Raw genomic sequence first — 22,624 nt, 5'->3', positions numbered from 1 at the left:
TTGATTAGAACGCAGTTCACCACCCGCACGCAAACACAGGCCGGGGCCCCACTAGTGATTACCCTGAATTACGGGCGAAACCGCTGGATCTTGGAAGTTCCCACACTACAATCGGCCCCCTGTGCATATCGCACGAATGTACTGTTCCGTCAAAGGATTCTCCTATGAAAAAAACACTCGCTTTCCTGACCACAGTCGGTGCCGCCGCGCTTGCCTTGAACGCTCATGCGGCAACAAAGTGGGATCTGCCCAGTGCCTACCCGGCTTCGAATCTCCACACGCAAAACCTTGAGCAGTTCGTCAAGGATGTAAAAAAACTTTCCGATGGCGAACTCGACATCGTCCTGCACAATAACGCCTCCCTGTACAAGGCCCCGGAGATCAAACGGGCGGTGCAAGGCAATCAGGCCCAGATCGGTGAGATTCTACTGACCAATTACGCGAACGAAGATCCCATCTATGCACTGGACGGACTCCCGTTCCTGGCCACTGGCTACGATGCCGCCTGGAAGCTCTACCAGGCTCAGAAAGAACTGCTGAACAAGAAGCTGGCTGCGCAAGGCATGACGGCACTTTACACCGTGGCCTGGCCGCCACAGGGTATCTTCGCCAATAAAGAAATCAACAGCGTGGACGACCTGAAGGGCGTCAAGTGGCGCGCCTATAGCCCCGTCACCGCCCGTATCGCCGAACTGGTTGGCGCTCAACCCGTTACGATCCAGCAGTCCGAACTGGCCCAGGCCATGGCGACCGGAGTGGTCAATGCTTTCATGACGTCCGGATCCACAGGCTGGGACACCAAGACCTATGAATACATCAAGAAGTTCTACGACACACAGGCCTGGTTGCCCAAGAATGCCGTCATCGTGAACAAAAAGGCGTTTGACGCGCTCAACGAGAAAAGCAAGAAAGCGCTGTTGCAAGCCAGCGCAGACGCCGAAAAACGCGGCTGGGCACTTTCCAAAGAAAAAACCCAATGGTATTTGGACAATCTGGCCAAGAATGGCATGGAAATCATCAAGCCTGCCCCCGCCCTGATGAAAGGCCTGGATAAAGTCGGCGACACCATGCTTACCGAGTGGATCCAGAAGGCAGGTCCTGATGGCCAGAAAGTGATCGATACTTTCCGGGCCAACAAGTAAGCATGCGCCGCTTTCTCGATGGACTATACCTCGTATCAGGCGGCATGGCGGCCGTCTTCATGGTCGGCGTCCTGGGCGCGGTGGTATTGTCCATCGTTTCCAGGCAAATGGGTGTGCATATTGGCGGACTGGATGCATACGCCGGCTATTTCATGGCTGCTACCGGCTTTCTTGCGTTGGCCCATACATTCAAGAGTGGTGAGCATATACGTGTGACGCTAGTGTTGGCCGCATTACCTGCAAAAGGCCGAATGCGACTCGATATTTTCGCGTTGCTGGTAGCCTGTGCCATCACAGCCAACCTTTGCTGGTTCAGCGGAAAACTGGTCCTTGATTCTTTTTCCTATAACGACATTTCAACCGGTGACGACGCCACCCCTTTGTGGATACCGCAAATCGCGATGGCTATAGGCACTTTCATTTTCTTCATCGGCGTCGCCGACGAAACCATACGGCGCATGCGCGGTATTCCCGAAGCGAACAGCGAAGAAATACATTATGAATGAAGTGCTGGTAATTTCCCTGCTCGTGCTGTCCATCTTTGGATTCCTTGCCGGTGGAGTGTGGGTGGGCCTTACTCTGGCCGGTGCGGCCTGGCTGGGCATGGAGCTTTTTTCCAATCGCCCTGCAGGCGACGCCATGGCCATCACCATTTGGGGGGCCGCGTCAAGCTGGACACTCACAGCCCTGCCATTATTTCTCTGGATGGGCGAAATTTTGTTCCGATCGCGCCTCTCCCAGGACTTGTTCAAGGGGCTGGCACCATGGTTGGACCGCATACCGGGGCGCCTGCTGCACACCAATGTGGTCGGTTGTGCCATCTTCGCGGCTGTATCAGGGTCTTCGGCTGCCACCTGTGCGACCATCGGGAAAATGACCATACCGGAGCTTACCCGCCGCGGTTATCCCCAAGACCAGATCATTGGCACACTGGCTGGTGCCGGCACATTGGGTCTGCTGATCCCGCCGTCCATCATCATGATCGTCTACGGTGTCTCGGCCGATGTCTCCATTTCCAAGCTTTTCATCGCAGGCATCTTCCCAGGCATGCTACTGGCAGGGCTCTTCATGGGCTATATCGCCGTTTGGGCAATGCTGCATCCTGACCAGATTCCGCAGGCCGATGCGCCAATGACGTTCACCCGCAAGGTCTATGAATCGCGTCACCTGATTCCGGTTGTCATCCTGATTGCCGTGGTACTCAGTTCTATTTATACCGGGTTCGCGACCGCAACCGAAGCAGCGGCTGTGGGTGTGGTGGGATCGTTGATCCTGTCGACCGCGCAGGGTTCATTGAATTGGAAAGTATTCAAAGATTCGCTCATGGGCGCGACCCGGTTATATTGCATGATTGCACTGATTCTGGCTGGCGCACAGTTCCTGACGCTGTCCATGGGATATATCGGTTTGCCGAGGGCTCTTGCGGAGTGGATAGGGTCCCTAGGCCTTTCTCAGTTCAGCCTTATCATTGCGCTCATGGTGTTTTTCGTCGTCCTTGGATGTTTCCTTGATGGAATATCCATCGTGGTATTGACTATGGGTGTGCTGCTTCCTACGGTCACCGCGGCAGGCATCGATCTCATATGGTTCGGAATATTCCTGGTCTTCGTTATTGAAATGGCCCAGATCACTCCACCAGTGGGGTTCAACCTGTTCGTGCTTTCCGGCATGACCAAGAAAGAGCTGCCTTATCTCTCCCGCGTTGTGTTCCCCATGTTCGCGCTCATGATCCTCGGCGTGCTTATCGTTTATGCGGTGCCCGGCATCGCCACCTGGCTACCCAAGCACATGACTATGTAAGGGTCGTCACAATGCGCCCTGCGACAGCCCACTGGCTAGCGCATAATGGCACGAAGAGTATGATAGTTGCATGTCGCAGCCTGACCAATGAAGGGGTGGGAACATGCAAAGGCCGGTCTTTTTCAACGTATTCCAGATTCAGATGCCAATAGGCGCGATCACCTCCATCATCCATCGCGTTACCGGAATTCTGCTCGCCATAGGCATTCCTTTCAGTATCTACCTGCTGGATTTGTCGCTGGATGGTCCCGATGCCTACCAACAGGCCATGGCGCTACTCGATAGCCTTCCCATTCGATGTTTGGCGATACTTTTTGCCTGGGCGTTGGGCCATCACCTGTTGGCCGGCGTTCGCCACTTGCTCAGTGATATCGATATTGGTTCAAGGTTGGCTGGGGCTCGGCGTAGCGCCTGGATAGTCAATTGCATCAGCCCTTTGCTTGCCGTGCTTGCCGCCGTGGCTTTCCTATGAAAAAGTCACCTGTCAGCGGGCTGGGAGCTTGGATCATTCAACGGTTTACCGCAATTTACCTGCTTTTTTTCTTTCTTTTCCTGCTGGTGTACTTCGTCTTTTTTCCGCCGGTGTCGTATGACGCGTGGCAAGATTCGATGTCGGGCGCTGCGCTGATGGTCACGACCAGCGTATTTTTCATCGCCCTGCTTGCTCACGCCTGGGTCGGTCTTCGTGACGTCATTATGGATTACGTCAAACCCTTACCCCTACGGATGACTGTGCTGGCATTGCTCGCACTCAGCCTGATCAGCATGGGGGCATGGGTTATGCAGGTGTTATTCACAGCGGGCGGCTGATAAGCCACCGCCGCGGTACTTCATATTGGAAGCAGCCATGCGATTTTCGATTTATAGATTCGATCCGGACATCGATAAAAAGCCGAGAATGCAGGACTTTGATGTAGAGATTGGCCTCAACGATCACATGTTGCTCGACGTCATCCTGCGCATCAAGATGGAGCTCGATGATTCGCTGACCATGCGCAAATCGTGTCGTGAAGGCATATGCGGCTCGGATGCCATCAATATCAATGGGCGCAATGGACTCGCGTGTGTTACTCAGGTAAGAACCTTGGAAGAACCGGTTGTGCTGCGCCCCTTGCCGAGCTTCCCGGTTATTCGCGATTTGATAGTGGACATGACCCAGTTCTACAAGCAGTACTGGTCAATCAAGCCATATCTTATCAATCACGAGCCGCCGCCTGAAAAAGAGCGGCTGCAGTCTCCCGAGCAACGCGAATCGCTCAACGGCCTGTACGAATGCATCATGTGTGCCTGTTGTTCAAGCCAGTGTCCGTCATACTGGTGGAATCCGGACAAATTCGTTGGGCCAGCTGGGCTATTGAACGCGTACCGCTTTATTGCCGACAGCCGCGATCAGGCGACAGAAGAACGGCTGGATGACCTGAATGATGTCTACCGTTTGTTCCGCTGCCGTACCATCATGAACTGTACCGAGGTCTGCCCAAAGAGCCTTGAGCCGTCTCGGGCGATCGAACATATTCGGTTGGCAATGGTGAACCATTCGCTATAGCTGCGGACATTTCGATCCAATTCTCGGCAGCAAATTCGACGAAAGGAGAAAAAAATTGCCACTTGTTCAAGCTATATTGCCCACCGCCGGCAAGCGTCTGGTTACGATTGAAATCGCTGCGCCGCTGGTAGACGCAGCCAAAATGCTAAGCGAGATGGACACCAATCTGTTAGTTGTGTGTAATCCGGAAGGCCTGATGTCCGGAGTGATCACTAAAAGCGACGTGGTGAAGCAAATAAGCTACTGCCAAGGTTGCAGCTGCACAACCATGGTGTCCGAGGTCATGACCCGAGACGTCATAGCGTGCCATCCTGATCAAAACCTTTATGACGTCTGGCTTCTCATGAAGGACAAGAAATTAAAACAGATTCCCGTCAGCAACCAGGCATCTGAGCCGCTCGGGTTGCTATACGCCAACGAAACGTTGGAAGTGTTGATGAAAGAAGTTGAGTACGAGGATTTGTTGCTACGCGACTACGTGATGGGTATCGGTTACCGATAGTCAGGTATCTGCAAACGACCTCCAGCCAACTTCAACTCCCGCTGACACAGGGCGGCCAACTGTGCATCGTGAGTGACCAGAACCAGTGTTGTCTGATGCTCGCGATGCAGGGCAAACATGAGTTCGATCACTTTTGCGCCGTTGATCGGGTCCAGACTACCGGTAGGTTCATCGGCAAATAACAATCGCGGCTGTACCACGAAAGCGCGTGCAAGCGAAACCCGTTGCTGTTCTCCCCCGGACAGCGTCTTGGGATAATGATGGTACCGATCCTTCAGGCCGACGCGTTCAAGCATATCGCTGGCCGCGTCCACGGCAGGCCTGCCCGCAAGCTCCAGCGGCAACATAACATTCTCCAGGGCCGTCAGATTGGGAAGCAGCTGGAACGATTGGAACACGAAACCCACGTGGGCCGCGCGCAGGGCCGCGCGTGCCTCTTCGTCCCGGGCGAATAAATCGTGTCCCAGCAGCTTTACCTGTCCGGAAGATGGAACGTCCAGTCCGGCCAGGAGTCCAAGCAGGGTCGATTTTCCGGAACCCGAGCTTCCGGTGACGGCAACAGCCTCGCCATCCGCGACGGTAAAGCTAACGTCGCTGAGAATATCGAGTTCACCCGAAGAATCGGTGACCCTTTGGCATAATTGACTAACTTCAATCGAGTGGATGTAATTCATGTGGATACGCTGGCGTCTAATAATAGCGGCACTTTGTTGTCTTTCCTGGGCCGGCATGGCAACGGCCGCGGCGGTAACCGAAACGCCCGGCCCATCAATATTGGTAGTGGGCGACAGCCTGTCGGCTGAATATGGTCTTCGCCGAGATTCCGGTTGGGTTGCACTCCTCAGTCGGCGTCTGTCCGAAGAAAAAACAGGATACCAGATACACAACGCCAGCATCAGCGGCGACACCACCAGCGGAGGCGTGAGCCGTTTGCCCGACGCGCTTGCGCACTACCATCCCGACATCGTCATCATTGAACTCGGCAGCAACGACGCTTTGCGTGGCCTGCCGCTGACGATGACCCAGGATAATCTGTCAAAAATGGTGGCCATGGCACAAGAAGCCAATGCCTCGGTCTTGATTCTGGGTATGCACATCCCACCCAATTATGGACGGACCTATGCGGAACAATTCCACGGCCTTTTCGCATCAGTGGCCAAACAGCACAATGCCGCGCTGGTGCCTTTTTTCATGGAAGGCATTGCCACGGACGAGACCATGTTCCAGTCCGACGGCATACATCCGAACGAAAAAGCCCAGGCCCTGCTGGAAAAGAACGTATGGGCGCACCTGGCGCCCATACTGAAGCCCAACTAGATCTCGCTACCTAATCTTGTGACGCTTCGCCGGAAAGCACTTTACTGGCTTCCGGCAATACCTTTACCTTGGCCTGTGCACGCATTGCCTTAAGTACAGCGTTTTGCTCGGCCCTGCCCCACGCCTGGCCCAGCTCGATCGGCAGCGTAGCCAGCATTGGTGCATCGACCTTGCCTTCTTTGGCGCCTTCAATACGTAGCACGACGAAGCCTTGAGGACCTGTCACTCCCGCATAATTGGGTAGTCCCGTGGCGGGTGCTGCAAATGCCGCGTCGAGAATGGGTTTGCCCAAACCTTGAGTATCAATGCGGCTGATATCGAGCGGTGTGCCGAATCCGGGAGGCACTTGTGTCTTGTCCTGTGCGCTTTCGAACGTAGCCAGTGCATCACGTCCGGCTTTCTCTGAAGCCGCCAGGGCTTTCTCTTTTTTCAGAACCTCGACGACATGAGCCTTCACTTTCTCGAGTTCCGGGATATGGGCAGGTATTGCTTTTTCTACGCGCACGGTGAGCATGGTGTCGGGCGAAATCTCGATGACCCCGGAGTTCTGTTTTTCCTTGAGTGCTTGCGGTGTGAACAATGCGCGCCGAACGCGCTGGTCATCCAGAATTGCCGCATCTTCGCCGGCTGAAGCGGCATTGGCACCCACCTCTTCCGAGGGCAAGAGACGATCACGTGCGATGCCCGTGGCCGACCTCACCTTCAGACCCAGCGCATCAGCGGCGGGTTGCAGGCTTGCAGGATTGTCATAGACCAGGCTGGTTAGCCGGGTGGCCATATCCGCAAAGCGTTCGGCGCCTAGCTGGCGGCGCACCTCTTGCTCGACCTTGTCTTTCGCTTCTTCGAATGATTCTCCCTTTTCGGCCTGTACTTCATTGGCCAGGAAGATATGATAGCCACTGGGGCCCTCGACCACACCCGAGACTTCACCACTGCCTAGCGCAAATACTGCCTGCTCCAAGGCTTGCGGCCATGTACCTTTGGTGATCCAGCCCAACTTGCCACCATCGTTCGCGGTGCCTGCATCTTGGGACTCGGCGCTTGCGATTTCTGGAAATGCCCCTACGTCGGCCTGAAGTTTTTTCGCAATCTCGTCTGCCTTGGCCCTGATGGCGGCACGCTGTTCGTCGCTTGCGCCGGCCGGAACATTAAGCTGAATATGGCTGACATTCACACGCGCGGGCTGCACATACCGCGACTTGTTCTGCTCGTAATACTGCTGCAGCTCTTCCGGTTTGGGCGCAGGCAGGTTCTGCATGGCCGCCTCCTCGTTAAGCAGGAGATACTGGGCGGTTACTTGCTCGGGCAGTTCGAGCGTCTGCTTGTTTTTTTCGTACCAGGCTTTGATGTCTTCATCATTGATCGTGAGGTCTTTTTCATAGTCGGTCGATGGAAAGGCAATCAGGCGGACGCGACGTTCTTCGGTAAGTGCATGCTCGAGGCGATCGATAACGGTTGCAGGAACGGCGGCGGTGGCGCCCACCGGCCCCAGCACACGACTAAGAGCGAGTTCGGCACGCTGACTTTGCTCGAATTCGCGCGTAGATAGCCCGGCCGATGCCAATACCTGGTTGTAGCGTTCGGCGGAGAACTGTCCGTCCACCTGCAATTGCGGCATGGATGCTATGGCTTGGCGCAGCGCAGTGTCGGACACCGTGAATCGTTCTTTCTCTGCTGTCGTGATCATGATGCGGCGGTCGATGAGAGAGTCGAGCAAGGCAGTGCGCGCCGGAACGTTATCTAGTACGGCTGGATCGAACCCGCCCTGGCTTGTTTGCTGCAGTTGTTCCACCTGGCTACGGCGCGCCTGCTCGAATTCCTGCTGCGTTATGGCAGTGTTTCCCACCTTCACGAGCTCTTCGTCACCGGACACGTAATTCGTATAGCCACTTACGCCGATCAGGACGAAAGATGGCAGGATGAGGACCAACAGTATTAGTTGCATCAAGCGTTGATGCGTACGTATAAATTCGAACATTAATCACCCACTGACACGCATCCCGGGAGGAGCTTGCGCGACGGTTACATCAAAAAAGGCGATCGAGATCGCCATGATTACGCAAAACCCGAGCAGAACACAGAAATTTTATGCAGTTTACCCCAGCTTTGGGAAAACCCGCCCGTTAATGTAGACAAGTGGCGATAAAATGCGTGCATTCTTTCGCGATACGTAAATACCGGATCTTCACAATGCCCGACATGTCTTCGACGTGGCCCTACCCCAAGCTTATCGCACACCGGGGCGCTGGCCGCCATGCGCCTGAAAACACGCTGGCTGCAGTGCGAACAGGGGTCCGGCACGGCTTCACCATGATGGAGTACGACGTGAAACTCAGCCGCGACGGTGTCGCGATTTTACTGCATGACGACACCGTGGACCGCAGCTCCAACGGTTGCGGACGTGCTGCCGACATGACCCTGAAGGAACTGGCCGAGCTGGACTTCGGCGCATGGACATCGAAAGAGTATGCGGGCGAACCTATCGCCACACTTGCATCGATTGCTTCCTACACGCTGGCCAACGGGATACGCAGCAACATCGAAATCAAGCCGACCACCGGCGCGGAAGCTGAAACCGGCCGGCACGTGGCCCGATTGGCGCAACGGTTATGGGCCGGCGCCGATATCCCGCCCCTTTTGTCGTCCTTTTCGGAAGTCGCGTTGGCCGCGGCCATGAAAGAAGCACCGCAACTTCCCCGTGCACTGCTCATCGAGCACGATGTGCCCGATGATTGGGAAGATCGCATTAAAAGGCTGGGATGCCTCGGATTGAACCTCAATCACCGTTACACCACATTGCCGCTGGTACGGGCGCTGCGGAACGGGGGTTATACGCTGGCCATCTGGACGGTGAACGATATGGCGCGAGCACAGGAACTGCTGAACTGGGGTTGCAATGCCATCGTCACTGATGAAATAACCCACATAACACCAGCATCGCTGGCTTGATGGAGGCATCTTTTGCCCTATCGGTCCGACAATCCCCATGCCGCCAGCGCTAGCAAGCGGCCACCATGCACTAGAGGAATATATCTTTGTTCAGCTACCGACACGCATTCCATGCCGGCAACCACGCCGATGTGTTGAAACACGCCATTTTCGTCCATATCCTGGATCATTTCAATCAGAAAGAGGCTCCGTATTCGGTCATCGACACGCATGCCGGGGCCGGGCTTTACGACTTGCGTAGCGAATGGGCACTTACCAACGGCGAGTTCACCGAAGGCCTCGATCGCGTGCTGCAGGAAAAATCCATGCCGCCCATGATAGAGCGGTATCTTGAGGAAGTTCACTTTTTCAATCCGGACGGTGTCGCGAACTTCTATCCCGGTTCGCCCTGGCTGGCTCTGCATGCCTTGCGCAATCGCGATCGGCTGAAGCTGTTTGAAATGCATCCGTCCGAGGCTGAAGTTCTAAAGGAAAACCTTTCCCGTCAAGGCCGCGCAGCAGTCCGCCAGACATCCATTTACGAAGCGGATGGATTCGAAGGACTGAAATCCCAATTACCTCCGCCTTCCAGGCGCGGCGTGGTGATCATCGACCCTTCCTATGAGGACAAACAGGATTATCGCAGGACGTTGCAAGCGGTGAATGAGGGGCTGAAGCGATTCGCCACGGGTTGCTTCGCCGTCTGGTACCCCATTGTGCAACGACGGGAAGCGCAAGAAATGCCGCGCACCCTGGAACGCCTGAAAACCCCTTGGGTGCATGCCAGCCTCACCCTGCGCAAACCCACAACCGACGGATTTGGGCTGCATGGCAGCGGCATGTTCGTCGTCAACCCGCCCTGGACCTTGTATGGCGAACTCAGCAGAACGTTGCCGTGGCTACGCGACAAGTTGGGGCTCGACGAGCGTGCCGCATTTACGCTGACCCAGCATGGCAATTGAGCGCTGGCACGCCGGACTCTACAAGAAACGCTCAGCGTCTTTCAGGTAGCGCCATTGTCCCGGAGGCAGGTCTCCGAGCACAATGCGACCCATACGTACGCGCTTCAGGCCGACCACCTTCAAACCCACCTGTTCGCACATGCGACGGATCTGACGCTTTTTCCCCTCCTGAAGGATGAACCGCAACTGGTCTTCATTTTGCCAGCTTACGTGGGCGGGCCGTAGCTGCTGGCCGTCGAGCATCAAGCCATGGTTAAGCATCTTCAAACCATTGTTTCCGATCTTGCCATGCACACGCACAAGATATTCTTTCTCGATTTCCGAATCATCGCTGATGAGCTGGCGTGCAATACGGCCGTCCTGGGTCAGCACCAGCAAGCCTTGCGAGTCGATATCCAGGCGTCCCGCGGGCGCAAGCCCCCGGAGATGGGCTGGATCGAAACGCAAAGCGGTCTTGTCTGCGCGATACTGCGACGCGGCGGTGATCAACGTTACGGCGGGACGATAGCCTTGCTCAGCCTGCCCTGAGACATAGCCCACCGGCTTGTTCAGCAGGATCGTGACCCGTGACGTTTGGCGGCGTTGCGCCTGCTTGTCCAGCGTTATCTTCTGATCTGGCCAGGCCTTGCTGCCCAATTCGGAGACGACTGTGCCGTCCACTCTCACCCAGCCGCGTTCGATATATGCATCGGCCTCGCGGCGCGAACATAGACCTTGCTCGGCCATCAATTTTGAAATTCGTGTCTTTTCCATGAGCAGTATTTTATGACTTTGGCGATAATATGATTTATGGAACTCTTCCCGCCTTATCGAAGCGACTGGCTTGCTTCACCGCCGCCATCGTTCAGTCAGCAACAAAAGTATTGGTTATTTCGACCGGGCGCCCTGACCGTGGGCCTGCGTGAAATCGGTCAGGTACAGCTGCAAGTCGTACGCGAACGAGCCCAGGGCCTGCATCCCAGCGAAGCATGGATGCTCAAACGCCGACCGCATGCGCCTGTTTGGTTACGTGAGATTGTCATGTCGATCAACGGCACGAAAAGCGTGTTCGCCCGTAGTTTCACGCCATTGAATGCTTCCCACGGCCTATGGCAGGGGATGCGACGTCTTCGTACCCGTCCGTTGGCCGATATGTTGTATCACGATACGCAAATTACGCGATCGCAATTCTTTGTCTGTCGCCTGCATCATCAGGATCCCTTGTACCGTTCGCTTCGGCGCCTGCTGGGTGATGAATGCCCTCCGGCGCACCGCGTAATGGCCCGCTGTTCGGTATTCTGGCGTCAGCGACAGCCTTTATTGGTTGCCGAGTGCTTCCTGCCGGATTTCTGGGCCCTGGCCGCGATAAGCAGCTAAGCGGCCCTGCAGGGCGGAATCATACCATTTCCTGGACTAAAGTCCCAGATGCCCTGCAATTCAGCGCCAAACATCTATATCGACCGCAACGCTGTCGTCGGCGCATGAAACCAGGGCGGTGCCTTCCTCGATCGTGATATGCAATGTCATATTTCGTCTGGCAAGGCCGGCAAGCGCCTGGACCTGCGCCGGACTCACCGAAATCACGCTGAGATTCTGAGCCCTTGCCACACTTGTCTGGACGCCCTGCCACCAAACGTGGCTGGCATGTCCGCCGTAGCAGAAGACGACAACCCGATCCGACTTGCCACTGGCCTGCAGTATGCGGCGCTCGTCCGGGTGCCCGAGTTCAATCCAGGTGAGTATGGTGCCCGTAAGATCTTTTTCCCATAGTGAGGGTTCGTCGGTGGTGCTGAGTCCTCGTGTAAAAGACAGACCTTCACTGGCGTACAGGGCATAAGCCAGTACGCGCAGCATCATGCGTTCTTCGGTCTCGGAAGGATGACGCGCGAGAGTGAGCGTATGGCTATCGTAATAGCCGCGCACCAGGTCGGCCACATGTAATTCCAGCTTGAAAATCGTGGCACGCAATGCCATAGGGCGCCTTTGCTACTTTCAAAGAAAATGGGTATCGGCACTGGCCTGACTGGGCCGGTACATAGACTAAAAGCCGACGGCCTGCCCATCGCGGCGGCTGTCGCTAGCAGCGACGTAGCCCCGGGCCGGATCATCGGACAAACGGCAGATGAACTGGCCAGCACCAAAGTCCATATACGGGTCATCCACTGCCTTGAGGATGTGGCCCTTGGCCTGCAAGCCTTGCGCCACAGTCTCGCTGATTCCTGTCTCGAGATCGAGGGTGAAGTCGCGATTCAACTTCCAGCGCGGCGCACAACAGGCCGCCTGTGGCTGCTGTCCGTAGTCAAGCATGCGGACTACGGTCTGCAGATGGCCCTGCGGCTGCATGTCGCCGCCCATCACGCCAAAACTCATCACCGGCTTGCCGTCCTTCGTAAGGAAACCGGGAATGATGGTGTGGAATGGGCGCTTGCCACCTTCGACAACATTGGGCGACGCAGGATCCATGGAAAATCCATAGCCACGATTCTGCAGGCTGATCCCGGTTCCGGGCACAACGACGCCAGAACCGAATCCCATGTAATTGGACTGAATGAAAGAAACCATCATTCCGCTTTCGTCAGCGGCCGTCAGATAGATGGTACCACCCGACGCCGGGCGCCCGGGGCCGAACCGTGTGGCGCGCTGCCTGTCGATAAGGCGCGCACGACCGGCCAGATACGCATCGTCCAGCATTTGATCCGGAGTGACTTCCATGCTGCGCGGGTCAGATGTATAGCGATACAAGTCGGCGAATGCCAGCTTCATGGCTTCGATCTGTAAATGCTGCGACTCCAGTGAGTCGACCGGCAGATCGGCCACATCGAAATGCTGTAGGATGCCCAACGCCATCTGTGCCGCGATTCCCTGTCCGTTCGGAGGTATTTCGTTGAGGGTGTAGCCGCGGTAGTCCTTGGAAATCGGTTCAACCCATTCTGGCCGATAGCTGCGCAAATCCTCGAGCGTCATGGCTGCGCCGCAAGCCTTGCTGAATGCCGCTATTTTTTCTGCAAGCTCGCCCTCGTAGAATGCCCGCCCCTTGCTTTGCGCGATCAACTTGAGTGTTCGCGCGGCGTCGGCGAGTGAAAAAAGTTCACCGATGTATGGTGCACGTCCTTCAGGCATGAAAGCCTCGGCGAAGCCGGGCTGGTCCTTCAACTCGGCTGCCGCGGCAACCCATTTACGGTGAACGACTGGAGACACTGAAAAGCCGCGTTCAGCGATCTCGATGGCTGGTTCAAACAGAGACTCGAACGGCAATTTGCCGTGACGCTCATGCAATGCGGCCCATCCGGCAACGACACCGGGTACCGTGACGGCGTCCCAGCCACGCATGGGCATGTTGGCCAAACCCTGTGCATTACTGCCATGCTTGCGCTTGAAATACTCGACATTCCAGGCAGCCGGGGCCACGCCGGATGAATTCAAGCCCTGCAATTGCTTGCCGTCCCACAATATTGCGAAGCAGTCGCCACCCAGTCCGCAGGAAACCGGCTCAACAAGCACGATGGTGGCCGCAGCCGCGATGGCGGCGTCGACCGCGTTGCCACCCTTGAGCATCATGCGCAGCCCTGCCTGGGCCGCCAGCGGGTGCGATGTCGACACCACATTGCGGGCAAAAAGCGGCGTGCGCTCGGTACGATACGGGTTATCCCAATTGAATGGCTTCATTGCTGACCTCGACGCCCGCCGACTCCGGGCAGGCGCATGGTAAATAGTTGTTCGAATTCATGCCTACAAGGCGTCTATGCCACTTTCGCCGGTACGTATGCGTATCGCTTGCTCGACGGCAGTGACGAAAATCTTGCCATCGCCTATTTTGCCGGTGAAGGCGGCCTTGATGATGGCGTCGATGGCTGCTTCGACCATGGCTGCGGGCAACACGACCTCGACGCGGATCTTGGGCAGGAAATCGACGACATACTCGGCACCACGGTATAGCTCGGTATGCCCTTTCTGGCGGCCGAAACCCTTGACCTCGGTGACGGTAAGCCCGCTGACACCGATATCGGCCAGCGCTTCACGCACTTCGTCGAGCTTGAACGGCTTGATGATTGCCGCAACTAATTTCATAGGATGGCTCCGCTTAAAGGAAAAATTATCGCATGTTGGCGAAGTCGCTGCCTGCCGGAGCCTGATACAGGCGCAAGGACATCTCGGGCAGTATAGCGACAAGATGGTCGAAAATATTGCCCTGGATGCGTTCGTATTCGACCCATGCCGTGTTGTTGGCAAAACAGTAGACCTCTATCGGTATACCCTGCGATTCGGGCTCCATCATGCGCACTAGCATCATCATGTCCTGGCGCACCTCGGGTTGCTGCTGCAGATAGGCCAGCCCGTAGGCCCGGAATGTACCGAGGTTGGTCAGCCGGCGCCTATTCACTTCGAGGTCGGCCAACGGCCCCAACGCCCGGTTGCTCTGTTCGAGTTCTCCTTGCTTCTCATCGAGATAATCGCGCAGCAAGGCAAACCGTCGCAAGGCCAGGATTTCGTCTTCACGCAGGAAGCGCACGGTGCTCGCATCGATGCGCAATGTGCGCTTGATGCGACGGCCACCCGATTCGAACATATACCGCCAATTTCGGTAGCTTTCGGAGAATAGCTTGTACGTCGGTATGGTGGTGACGGTCTTGTCCCAATTCTGTACCTTTACCGTATGCAAGGCCATGTCAATCACGAAACCATCTGCGCCGGCTTGCGGCATCTCGATCCAGTCGCCAATGCGCAGCATGTCGTTGCTGGTCATCTGCGTGCTGGCGACCAGCGATAAGAGCGTGTCCTTGAACACCAGCAGCAGCACCGCCGACAATGCGCCCAGGCCGGAAAGCATCAGTAAAGGCGAACGATTGACCAGGATCGAAATGATCAGGATGATGCAAATGGCCCAGAACACAATTTTGGCCAGCTCAAGGTAGCCCTTTATGGAACGGGTTTGCGCCCGCGCGCTGGACGCATAGATGTCTTGCCATGCGGTGAGGGCACCATTGATAGCCAGGAAAAAAAATACCATCCCCGCGGACAGGAAGATGCGTGCCAGCATTCCAGCGTATTTCTCGTCGATAGGCAACACGCCGATATTGCCCATGATGACCAGCAAGGGCACGGCATAGCTCAGATGACGGAAGACCCGGCGCCGGCCAAGCGCCTTGGACCAGTCGTCGTGGCCAATGGCTGAAAGCATGCGCCGCGCAACGGTTGCCAGCACGCTGCTCATGATCCAGCCGGTCACGATGACCAGAACCGCCAGCACCAGCAAGCCCAGTGCAACCTGGGCCCACAGCGCGTCGGGCATGTTGCTGCTGAGCCAGTTGCTGTCCACCCATTGGATCAGGGTATTGTCTTCTTGCATCGCCAGGGCCGTGCCTCGTACATTGATAAGGTGGAAGGTCACTAATATACCGTAGGCGCCCTTCCCTTATAATCACCGCACTATGTCAAAAAACAACTCCTCCCCGCCGCAAAACCAGTTTGCAAACAAGGCTCAGGCTTGGTCAGCCCGTTTTTCCGAACCAGTCTCCGACCTCGTCAAGCGCTATACCGCTTCAGTCAATTTCGACCAGCGCATGGCCGATTTCGATATCCAGGGTTCGCTGGCGCACGCCGACATGCTTGCCTCCATCGGCATCATCAGCGCGGAAGACAAGGCCGCCATCGACCGCGGAATGGCGCTGATCCTGGAAGAGATCAATGCAGGCCGGTTCTCCTGGTCCATAGACCTTGAAGACGTGCACCTGAATATCGAGAAACGTCTGGTGGAGCTGATCGGCGATGCAGGCAAGCGGCTGCATACGGGCCGCTCGCGCAACGATCAGGTGGCGACCGACATCCGGCTTTGGGTGCGCAACGAAATCGACATTGCCATCGACCTTCTTCATCAATTGCGCCGAAAACTGGCCACGCTGGCCCTCGAGCACACCGACACCATCCTGCCCGGCTTTACACATTTGCAGGTGGCGCAGCCTGTCACTTTCGGCCACCACCTTCTGGCCTATGCCGAGATGTTCGGCCGCGATGCGGAGCGCCTGACCGATTGCCGCAAACGCGTGAATCGACTGCCGCTGGGCGCTGCCGCACTGGCCGGCACTTCGTACCCGATCGATCGTGAACGTGTCGCCCGGACGCTGGGCTTCGAAAGCGTGTGCCGTAATTCCCTCGACGCCGTATCCGACCGCGACTTTGCCATTGAATTCTGCGCGGCCGCCGCGCTTATCATGACGCACATTTCGCGCTTCTCCGAGGAACTCGTCCTGTGGATGAGTCCGCGCGTCGGCTTCATCGACCTGGCCGACCGGTTCTGCACGGGCAGTTCCATCATGCCCCAGAAGAAGAACCCTGATGTTCCCGAGCTGGCACGCGGCAAGACCGGTCGCGTGAACGGTCATCTCATCGCCTTGCTTACCCTGATGAAAGGCCAGCCTCTGGCATACAACAAAGACAATCAGGAAGACAAGGAAGGCCTGTTCGATTCGGCCGACACCGTCCGCGACACCCTGACAATATTTGTCGATATGGTCGGAGGTATCAGGGTCAAGGCGGAGGCGATGCGCGCCGCCGCGCTACAGGGTTTTGCCACCGCCACGGATCTTGCCGACTATCTGGTCAAGAAAGGCGTGCCTTTTCGCGACGCTCACGAAACGGTTGCCCATGCGGTACGTGAATGCGAACAACGAGGCTGCGACCTCGCCGACCTGCCCTTGAACGACCTCCAGGGCTTCCACGGTCTGATCGAACAGGATATCTACGGGGTACTCACCCTGGAAGGATCAGTCGCTGCACGCAATCATATCGGTGGGACTGCACCGGTACGCGTCAGGCAGGAAGCAGAGCGCATACTGGCCGAAACGTCGGCCGGCCAGTAATCGCGTCAGCTGGCGTCGAAGACGGCAATCGATTCCACATGACCGGTATGTGGAAACATGTTGACAACGCCGGCACTGCGCAGTGTGTAGCCACCCTCATGTGCAAGTATCCCGGCATCCCGCGCCAGGGTGGCCGGGCTACAGGATACATATACAATTCTTTTCGGCCGCTCCGCCGACGCCAGGGCGGCGAGCGCTCGTGCCACGGCTTCTGCGCCCTCACGAGGCGGATCGATAAGAATCCGGTCGAAATAACCCAGATCGCGCAACCACTGCGCATCGACTTCAAATAAATTCAGGGTCGCGAATCCGGTGCGACCTTCCAGGCCATGCGCCCGCGCCGCCTGGAGCGCCCTTTCGGTAAGCGCAGCGCTGCCTTCTATGCCAACCACGCTACGCGCCCGGGTTGCTAGAGGCAAGGTAAAATTGCCCAACCCGCAAAACAAATCGGCAACACGGTCCGATGGCTGAACATCGAGCAACGTCAGGGCTTTGGAAATCAACGCCTGGTTGATCGCGTGATTTACTTGGGTGAAATCGGTGGGACGATAAGGCATGCGCAGGCCGAACTCCGGCAAGGTATAAGCCAGCTTGTCGGCATCTTCGGGATTCAACGGGTGCACCGTCTCGGGTCCCTTGGGCTGCAACCACCAGGTGACATCATGCTTGTGCCCGAATTCGCGCAACAAGGCGATGTCGTTGTCGGCGAGGGTTTCCATGTGACGCAGCAACAATACCGTGGTTTTGTCTCCGACTGCGACTTCGATCTGGGGAATGCGGTCTGGCTGCGCGAATGCACCTACCAACGCGCGCAATGGCAGTAGCATGGCCGATACGTGCGCCGGCAATACTCGACATTGCTGGATATCGGCCACGTAACTGCCGCGGCGCTCACGGAATCCGACCAGGACGACTCCCTTCTTGCGCACGGCACGCACCGATAGGCGAGCCCGATAGCGATAACCCCAGGTCGGACCGTGCATGGGCGGCAACACCACAACCGGGCGCACACGCCCTATGTGCCACAATGTGTCTTCAAGCACACGTTGCTTGATGGCCACCTGGGCCGAGGCATCGAGATGTTGCATCGCGCAGCCGCCGCACATGCCAAAGTGCGGACATCCGGGCGTGACGCGTTGCGATGATGGCTTGATAACCCGCTCGAGCCGGGCAGTATCGAAAGATGCCTTGCGCTTGGCGATACGGGCAAGAACCTTCTCGCCAGGCAACGCACCGTCCACGAAGACGACTTTACCCTCGCGACGCGCGACACCGCGGGCCTCGAGGTCCAGGGACTCTATATCAAATACTTCTAACGTCATTATTCGGGAATCCAAAGAGGCAGCCCCGAATTTTGACATCCTCGCGGCAGTAAGTCGAGCCGCGAGGATACGTGTTTGCGTTCCGACTACGAGGCAATCTTCGCAGGATCAGCCTCGGCATCGCGATTGCCGTGCCTTTCCGCATGCTTCTCGCCGTGACTTGCAAATTTTTCGGCGCGCTCGTTCAGGTGGGCCGCAATTTTTCCCTGCTGAGTTTCGTCCAGAGCGTCCCATACTGCCAGCCACTTTTCATGGATCTTGCTGCGTTCCTTGGCAGCTTGCTCATGCAACGTTTCGGTCTGTTTCAACGCCGCCTTGGGGTCAAGCTTGCCGCTTTTGATTTGTTCGAGTTTCTCGGTTCTTCCAGCCTTCATCGCCTCGATACGCGCGCTACGAGCCTCTTTCTGCTCATCCTGAGCCTCCTTGACAAGTTTGGCCTGAGCATCGGTCAGAGCCAACGAGTCAACAAACTTGGGGTGCAGTGGTCCATAACCTGGCACGAGGAATGCGGAATCGCGCATGTGATGGCCGAGCATGGACTTGTGGTGGCGACCATGCTTGTAATGGTGGCCAGGCGTTTTTTCCGATGTTGCAGGCGAGGCCGTGGTCGAATTTGCTTGCGGGGTGACGGGCTCTGATGTGGAATCACCGGTGGCCGCAAATGCCGCGCCGCCCAGCGCCAGGGCCGCAGTCAGGGTGGCGAGCTTGATGGACACGGAAGATAGTGAGCGTTGCATGATGTGCTTCCTTTTGATTTGGTGAGGAGGCCTCATTGTGCAACCGAAGTCGTTTCCGATCTGTTTCATCGAAAACGAAACCTTTTCAATCGACTTCAGCCAGGGACGCCCCGAGCTTTTGGCTCGCTACAGCAGCCCCCTAACCTATCGGCTCCAATTTGCCCGATGTGCGGACGGCTAGAAAACTGAACCGCCTCGCTCAAATGGAGCCTGATACAGTACAGTGGCGTGATGTTCACGCTGGCCACTGCTTTTGTCGCCGATGTGCATGATGGTATCGGCATATTGTTTGATTAAGGCCCCAATCCGGCGGCCTTTTGGAAGGAGGAACGATGTCGCATGGCGATCAGCAGTGCGTCCTGGAGTTTCTACGCGGCGCGGCTTGCAAGGACATAAGCCAGAACGACGTGCGCATCGTCGAAACTCATATCTCCATCATCGTCATGCGTGGCCCGCGGGTGTGGAAAGTGAAACGGGCGATTCGGCTTTCCTATCTTGATTTTTCAACACCAGCGTTGCGCGCAACGGCCTGCGAACGAGAGGTCATGCTAAATCGGCGTACCGCGCCCGCCCTCTATCTGGGTGTAAGGCGTATTACGCGCGGTGCTGACGGCGAGTTGCAATTTGGCGGTGAAGGCGAACTGGTTGATGCCGTGGTCGAAATGCAGCGCTTTGACGACAGCACCTTGTTTTCGCGGCTTGCGGCTGAGGGCGGCCTCGAACTCAGTATGCTTACGACGCTGGCCCGCTATATTGCGTCCTTTCATGAAAACGCTCAGGTTCATATCGTTTGCTCGGGCGCAGCCGCCATCGAGGCCGTGTTACGTCTGAATGAACAGAACGAAAACATGGCGTCGGTGCTTGGCCAGGAAGCCGTTCGCCAGCTTCGGGCTGCATTGCGCACCCACCTGCATCAGCATGCCAGGCTGCTGGATAAGCGCGCAGCAGGCGGCCGCATACGCCATTGTCACGGCGACTTGCACTTGCGCAATATTTGCCTTTTCGAAGGCAAGCCAACTGTGTTCGACTGCATTGAGTTCAATGATTCACTCGCCGTAATCGACGTCCTGTACGACCTGGCATTTTTGTTGATGGATTTGTGGCACGCCGGTTTGCCTGCCGAGGCAAACTGGGTCATGAACCGCTACATGGACGAAGCCGATGAGGTTGACGGCCTGCCCTTGCTGCCATTTTTTATGGCGCTGCGCGCATCCATACGGGCACAGGTGCTGGCGACCCAGGCCGCCTTGCCCAATGCGCAGCAACGAAAAGAAATTATTGCGCAGGCCCAGGCTTATTTGGCATTGGCCATGCAGCTGCTGCAACCAGCATCAGTACGCATGTATGCCATAGGCGGACTAAGCGGCTCGGGCAAGTCTACCGTGGCTGCGGCCATTGCACACTTCGCGGGCGCTGCACCTGGCGCGCGCATCTTGTCGACCGACCGAATCCGCAAGCGCATGGCCGGTGTGTCATCGGAAACGCGCCTCCCGCCAAGCAGCTATACCAAGGAATCATCGGCCCGGGTTTATGACGCACTGTATAAGCAGACAACACGAATCCTGACCAATGGCTACTCGGCTATGGCCGATGGTGTGTTTTCAAAGCAGGAAGAACGTCTGCGTGTGCAGCAGTGCGCCGAGCAGGCCGGCGTGCCCTTCATGGGGATATGGCTGGAGGTACAAGCAGACACGCTTATCGCTCGCGTGGAGTCGCGTCGTGGCGACGCCTCCGATGCAGGCAGAGCTGTGGTGTTGGCCCAGTTGCAGCAGCAACCAGACGCGGTTGAATGGACGGTCGTTCCAGCTGGTGGCACCTCCCAGGCAACGGCAGAAAAAGTGCTTGGGCTGCTCGCACCCGATTAGCGGCTTAAGTTGTAATGCTGCGCACCACGCAGGGGCCGCATCATCGCGCGCGGGAAACAGCTCAGTGCTTATGCTGGTCTATGCGCCTTTTGGAATCGTGCCCCAGGCATCCAGGTATTCCTTCCAGTGAACGGCATCACTGGCTTGCAGCGTGTCGCGCACCAGATGCACTTCAGCGTCGTAGGATTCGCGGTCGAGTTCGCCCTTCAGGAATCGAAAACGACAGTACACCAGCCATGTGTTCACCACGTCTGTTTCGCAGTAGGCGCGCACTTCATCGGCCTTGCCATTGGCCCAGGCCTGCCAGACCTGACTGCCATCCATACCCAGTTTACCGGGAAATCCGCAGAGCTTGGCCAGGTCGTCCAGGGGCGCATTAGCGCGCCCATTATATTTGGCCAGGACATCCATTAAGTCAACGTGCCGGCTATGGTAGCGGCTGATGTAGTTGTTGTATTTGAAGTCGCGGTCGTCTTCGCCCATGTCCCAATAACGGGGCGCCGGCACGGAGTTTATAAGGCTGCGGTAATGCAAAACGGGAAGATCGAAGCCTGAACCGTTCCAGCTGATGAGGCGCGGCGTATAGCGTTCTATTGTCTTGAAAAAGCCCGCAAGCAGGACACCTTCAGTGTCATCGGCCTTGCCCAGGGTTTTCACGCGAAAGCCGTGGTCGTCACGGAACACACACCCTATAACGGCAACCTTGTGCAGATGCAAAGGCAGGAAATCGGTGCCATGCGACTCGCGCCTGGCTGCCAGCGCCATTTCAATGACCTGCGTATCGGTAAGGTCCGCGTCCCAGTGCGGATTCAACCGACGCAGACCAGCTGCGTCGGGTATTGTTTCAAGATCGAAGACGAGTGAGGGAATCATCGAGGGGGTAGGTAGGCCATGGGATCGACTGGAGTGCCGCGGCGACGGATTTCGAAATGCAAACGCGGCGAAGTGGTGTCGGTCTGGCCAATTGCGGCGATCTTGGACCCTTTCTTGATCTGCTCTCCGGTTTTGACCAGCAAGGATTGGTTGTGAGCATAGGCCGTGATGAAACCATTGGAGTGACCAAGAAGGACCAGATTACCAAGCCCGCGCACGCCGTTGCCGGCATACATGACCTTTCCATCAGCGGCCGCATGCACGGATTCGCCTACCGCTCCCGCGATATCGATGCCTTTCGTGTTCGCGTTGAAGCTCTGGATGATTTTTCCAGAGGCCGGCCACCCCCAACTGATGACCGTTGCATCACTGGCCCGTTGCGTCGCCACGGGTTCGGCGGGCGCAACTGGCGTGACTGGTATAGGCTTGGCGACGCCTGTGTTGGTGCTGGGTGCCGGCGCCGGACCTGAAGCGTCCAGGCGCAATACCTGCCCAACCCTCAATTGGCTGGGATCGGTAATGTTATTCAGGCGCGTAAGCGTTGCCAGTTCCATACCATTGGCCTGGGCAATCTTGTACAAGGTATCGCCGGGGCGCACGACGTAAGTACCGCCCGTTGTCGGGGTCACCGGACCCGCCGACATATCGGTAACGGGTGCCTTGGTACTGCGAGACGCGCATCCGGCCAGAATGGTCGTCGCAACCACGGCGGCAATGACCAGATAACGAGATGTGCGTTTCCGGTACGAAATTGTCAGAGCGGTAGAACGAAACGTCCCTGCATGCATATAGCT

General features: G+C 56.9%; 23 protein-coding genes and 1 pseudogene. 13 read left to right on the top strand and 11 right to left on the bottom strand.

Features of this window, described 5'->3' with window-relative positions; genetic code table 11:
- Nucleotides 1-164: 164 nt before the first annotated feature.
- From CR155_RS08340 to CR155_RS08310, 7 genes are all read left to right on the top strand, one after another.
- On the top strand, nucleotides 165-1,142 hold the full coding sequence (locus CR155_RS08340; protein ID WP_102069560.1) for a TRAP transporter substrate-binding protein: 978 nt from the start codon (nucleotides 165-167) through the stop codon (nucleotides 1,140-1,142).
- 2 nt (nucleotides 1,143-1,144) lie between these two features.
- On the top strand, nucleotides 1,145-1,648 hold the full coding sequence (locus CR155_RS08335; protein WP_102069559.1) for a TRAP transporter small permease: 504 nt from the start codon (nucleotides 1,145-1,147) through the stop codon (nucleotides 1,646-1,648).
- Nucleotides 1,641-2,942, top strand: a complete 1,302-nt coding sequence (locus CR155_RS08330; RefSeq protein WP_102069558.1) for a TRAP transporter large permease — start codon at nucleotides 1,641-1,643, stop codon at nucleotides 2,940-2,942. The genes CR155_RS08335 and CR155_RS08330 overlap by 8 nt, the downstream gene beginning before the upstream one ends.
- A gap of 103 nt (nucleotides 2,943-3,045) precedes the next feature.
- Complete coding sequence (gene sdhC / locus CR155_RS08325) at nucleotides 3,046-3,414, top strand: succinate dehydrogenase, cytochrome b556 subunit (protein ID WP_102069557.1); 369 nt, start codon at nucleotides 3,046-3,048, stop codon at nucleotides 3,412-3,414.
- Entirely contained in the window at nucleotides 3,411-3,752 is a 342-nt protein-coding gene (sdhD, locus tag CR155_RS08320; RefSeq protein WP_102069556.1) for a succinate dehydrogenase, hydrophobic membrane anchor protein, read from the top strand. The genes sdhC and sdhD overlap by 4 nt, the downstream gene beginning before the upstream one ends.
- Before the next feature lie 37 nt (nucleotides 3,753-3,789).
- Nucleotides 3,790-4,488, top strand: a complete 699-nt coding sequence (locus tag CR155_RS08315; protein ID WP_102069555.1) for a succinate dehydrogenase iron-sulfur subunit — start codon at nucleotides 3,790-3,792, stop codon at nucleotides 4,486-4,488.
- A gap of 55 nt (nucleotides 4,489-4,543) precedes the next feature.
- Nucleotides 4,544-4,990, top strand: coding sequence for a CBS domain-containing protein (locus CR155_RS08310; protein WP_233214050.1), 447 nt, complete (start codon nucleotides 4,544-4,546; stop codon nucleotides 4,988-4,990).
- Here CR155_RS08310 and CR155_RS08305 read toward each other — a convergent pair.
- Nucleotides 4,981-5,664 carry an ABC transporter ATP-binding protein gene (locus tag CR155_RS08305; protein ID WP_102069553.1) on the bottom strand — a complete coding sequence of 228 codons (684 nt, stop codon included), beginning with the start codon at nucleotides 5,662-5,664 and terminating at the stop codon, nucleotides 4,981-4,983. The two genes, CR155_RS08310 and CR155_RS08305, sit on opposite strands and share 10 nt — an antisense overlap.
- Between CR155_RS08305 and CR155_RS08300 the strand changes: the two genes are divergently transcribed.
- Complete coding sequence (locus tag CR155_RS08300; RefSeq protein WP_102069552.1) at nucleotides 5,663-6,307, top strand: arylesterase; 645 nt, start codon at nucleotides 5,663-5,665, stop codon at nucleotides 6,305-6,307. The two genes, CR155_RS08305 and CR155_RS08300, sit on opposite strands and share 2 nt — an antisense overlap.
- Before the next feature lie 841 nt (nucleotides 6,308-7,148).
- Here the strand turns inward: CR155_RS08300 and CR155_RS21460 are convergent.
- Nucleotides 7,149-8,285 (bottom strand): annotated as a pseudogene (locus CR155_RS21460) (SurA N-terminal domain-containing protein); the annotation flags it as partial.
- Nucleotides 8,286-8,506: 221 nt separating this feature from the next.
- Here CR155_RS21460 and ugpQ point away from each other — a divergent pair.
- Together ugpQ and CR155_RS08285 are read left to right on the top strand one after the other, a co-directional pair.
- Nucleotides 8,507-9,256 (top strand): glycerophosphodiester phosphodiesterase, encoded by a 750-nt coding sequence (ugpQ, locus tag CR155_RS08290; protein ID WP_102069829.1) that lies wholly within the window; start codon nucleotides 8,507-8,509, stop codon nucleotides 9,254-9,256.
- Between the two features lie 86 nt (nucleotides 9,257-9,342).
- Complete coding sequence (locus tag CR155_RS08285) at nucleotides 9,343-10,197, top strand: 23S rRNA (adenine(2030)-N(6))-methyltransferase RlmJ (protein WP_102069550.1); 855 nt, start codon at nucleotides 9,343-9,345, stop codon at nucleotides 10,195-10,197.
- Nucleotides 10,198-10,215: 18 nt separating this feature from the next.
- Here CR155_RS08285 and CR155_RS08280 read toward each other — a convergent pair whose 3' ends face one another.
- Complete coding sequence (locus CR155_RS08280) at nucleotides 10,216-10,950, bottom strand: pseudouridine synthase (RefSeq protein WP_102069549.1); 735 nt, start codon at nucleotides 10,948-10,950, stop codon at nucleotides 10,216-10,218.
- A gap of 36 nt (nucleotides 10,951-10,986) precedes the next feature.
- On the opposite strand from CR155_RS08280, the gene CR155_RS08275 reads away from it, so the two are divergent.
- Nucleotides 10,987-11,553 carry a chorismate--pyruvate lyase family protein gene (locus tag CR155_RS08275; RefSeq protein WP_102069548.1) on the top strand — a complete coding sequence of 189 codons (567 nt, stop codon included), beginning with the start codon at nucleotides 10,987-10,989 and terminating at the stop codon, nucleotides 11,551-11,553.
- 60 nt (nucleotides 11,554-11,613) lie between these two features.
- On the opposite strand, the gene CR155_RS08270 is transcribed toward CR155_RS08275, so the two are convergent.
- The 4 genes from CR155_RS08270 to CR155_RS08255 all read right to left on the bottom strand — a co-directional run bounded on the left by CR155_RS08270 (nucleotide 11,614) and on the right by CR155_RS08255 (nucleotide 15,523).
- Entirely contained in the window at nucleotides 11,614-12,150 is a 537-nt protein-coding gene (locus tag CR155_RS08270) for a YaeQ family protein (RefSeq protein ID WP_102069547.1), read from the bottom strand.
- Between the two features lie 66 nt (nucleotides 12,151-12,216).
- Nucleotides 12,217-13,842: a gamma-glutamyltransferase family protein gene (locus CR155_RS08265; protein WP_102069546.1), complete on the bottom strand. Its 1,626-nt coding sequence runs from the start codon at nucleotides 13,840-13,842 to the stop codon at nucleotides 12,217-12,219.
- Between the two features lie 63 nt (nucleotides 13,843-13,905).
- On the bottom strand, nucleotides 13,906-14,244 hold the full coding sequence (locus CR155_RS08260) for a P-II family nitrogen regulator (RefSeq protein WP_102069545.1): 339 nt from the start codon (nucleotides 14,242-14,244) through the stop codon (nucleotides 13,906-13,908).
- Between the two features lie 25 nt (nucleotides 14,245-14,269).
- Nucleotides 14,270-15,523, bottom strand: a complete 1,254-nt coding sequence (locus CR155_RS08255; RefSeq protein ID WP_102069544.1) for a mechanosensitive ion channel family protein — start codon at nucleotides 15,521-15,523, stop codon at nucleotides 14,270-14,272.
- Nucleotides 15,524-15,605: 82 nt separating this feature from the next.
- Here CR155_RS08255 and argH point away from each other — a divergent pair, with 82 nt between their 5' ends.
- A complete protein-coding gene (gene argH, locus CR155_RS08250; protein ID WP_102069543.1) occupies nucleotides 15,606-17,033 on the top strand; it encodes an argininosuccinate lyase in 1,428 nt (475 codons plus the stop codon).
- Between the two features lie 5 nt (nucleotides 17,034-17,038).
- On the opposite strand, the gene rlmD is transcribed toward argH, so the two are convergent.
- Nucleotides 17,039-18,355, bottom strand: a complete 1,317-nt coding sequence (gene rlmD / locus CR155_RS08245; RefSeq protein ID WP_102069542.1) for a 23S rRNA (uracil(1939)-C(5))-methyltransferase RlmD — start codon at nucleotides 18,353-18,355, stop codon at nucleotides 17,039-17,041.
- A gap of 86 nt (nucleotides 18,356-18,441) precedes the next feature.
- Nucleotides 18,442-19,092 (bottom strand): hypothetical protein, encoded by a 651-nt coding sequence (locus CR155_RS08240; RefSeq protein ID WP_102069541.1) that lies wholly within the window; start codon nucleotides 19,090-19,092, stop codon nucleotides 18,442-18,444.
- A gap of 332 nt (nucleotides 19,093-19,424) precedes the next feature.
- Here CR155_RS08240 and CR155_RS08235 point away from each other — a divergent pair, with 332 nt between their 5' ends.
- Complete coding sequence (locus CR155_RS08235) at nucleotides 19,425-20,957, top strand: bifunctional aminoglycoside phosphotransferase/ATP-binding protein (RefSeq protein WP_102069540.1); 1,533 nt, start codon at nucleotides 19,425-19,427, stop codon at nucleotides 20,955-20,957.
- A gap of 78 nt (nucleotides 20,958-21,035) precedes the next feature.
- On the opposite strand, the gene CR155_RS08230 is transcribed toward CR155_RS08235, so the two are convergent.
- Nucleotides 21,036-21,830, bottom strand: a complete 795-nt coding sequence (locus tag CR155_RS08230) for a 3'-5' exonuclease (RefSeq protein ID WP_102069539.1) — start codon at nucleotides 21,828-21,830, stop codon at nucleotides 21,036-21,038.
- Nucleotides 21,827-22,618 carry a peptidoglycan DD-metalloendopeptidase family protein gene (locus CR155_RS08225; protein ID WP_102069538.1) on the bottom strand — a complete coding sequence of 264 codons (792 nt, stop codon included), beginning with the start codon at nucleotides 22,616-22,618 and terminating at the stop codon, nucleotides 21,827-21,829. The genes CR155_RS08230 and CR155_RS08225 overlap by 4 nt, the downstream gene beginning before the upstream one ends.
- Nucleotides 22,619-22,624 lie beyond the last annotated feature (6 nt).

Origin of the sequence: Pollutimonas nitritireducens, assembly GCF_002849615.1 — a bacterium.
Taxonomy (GTDB): Bacteria; Pseudomonadota; Gammaproteobacteria; order Burkholderiales; family Burkholderiaceae_B; genus Pollutimonas; species Pollutimonas nitritireducens.
This window is presented reverse-complemented; position numbering and strand designations above follow the sequence as displayed.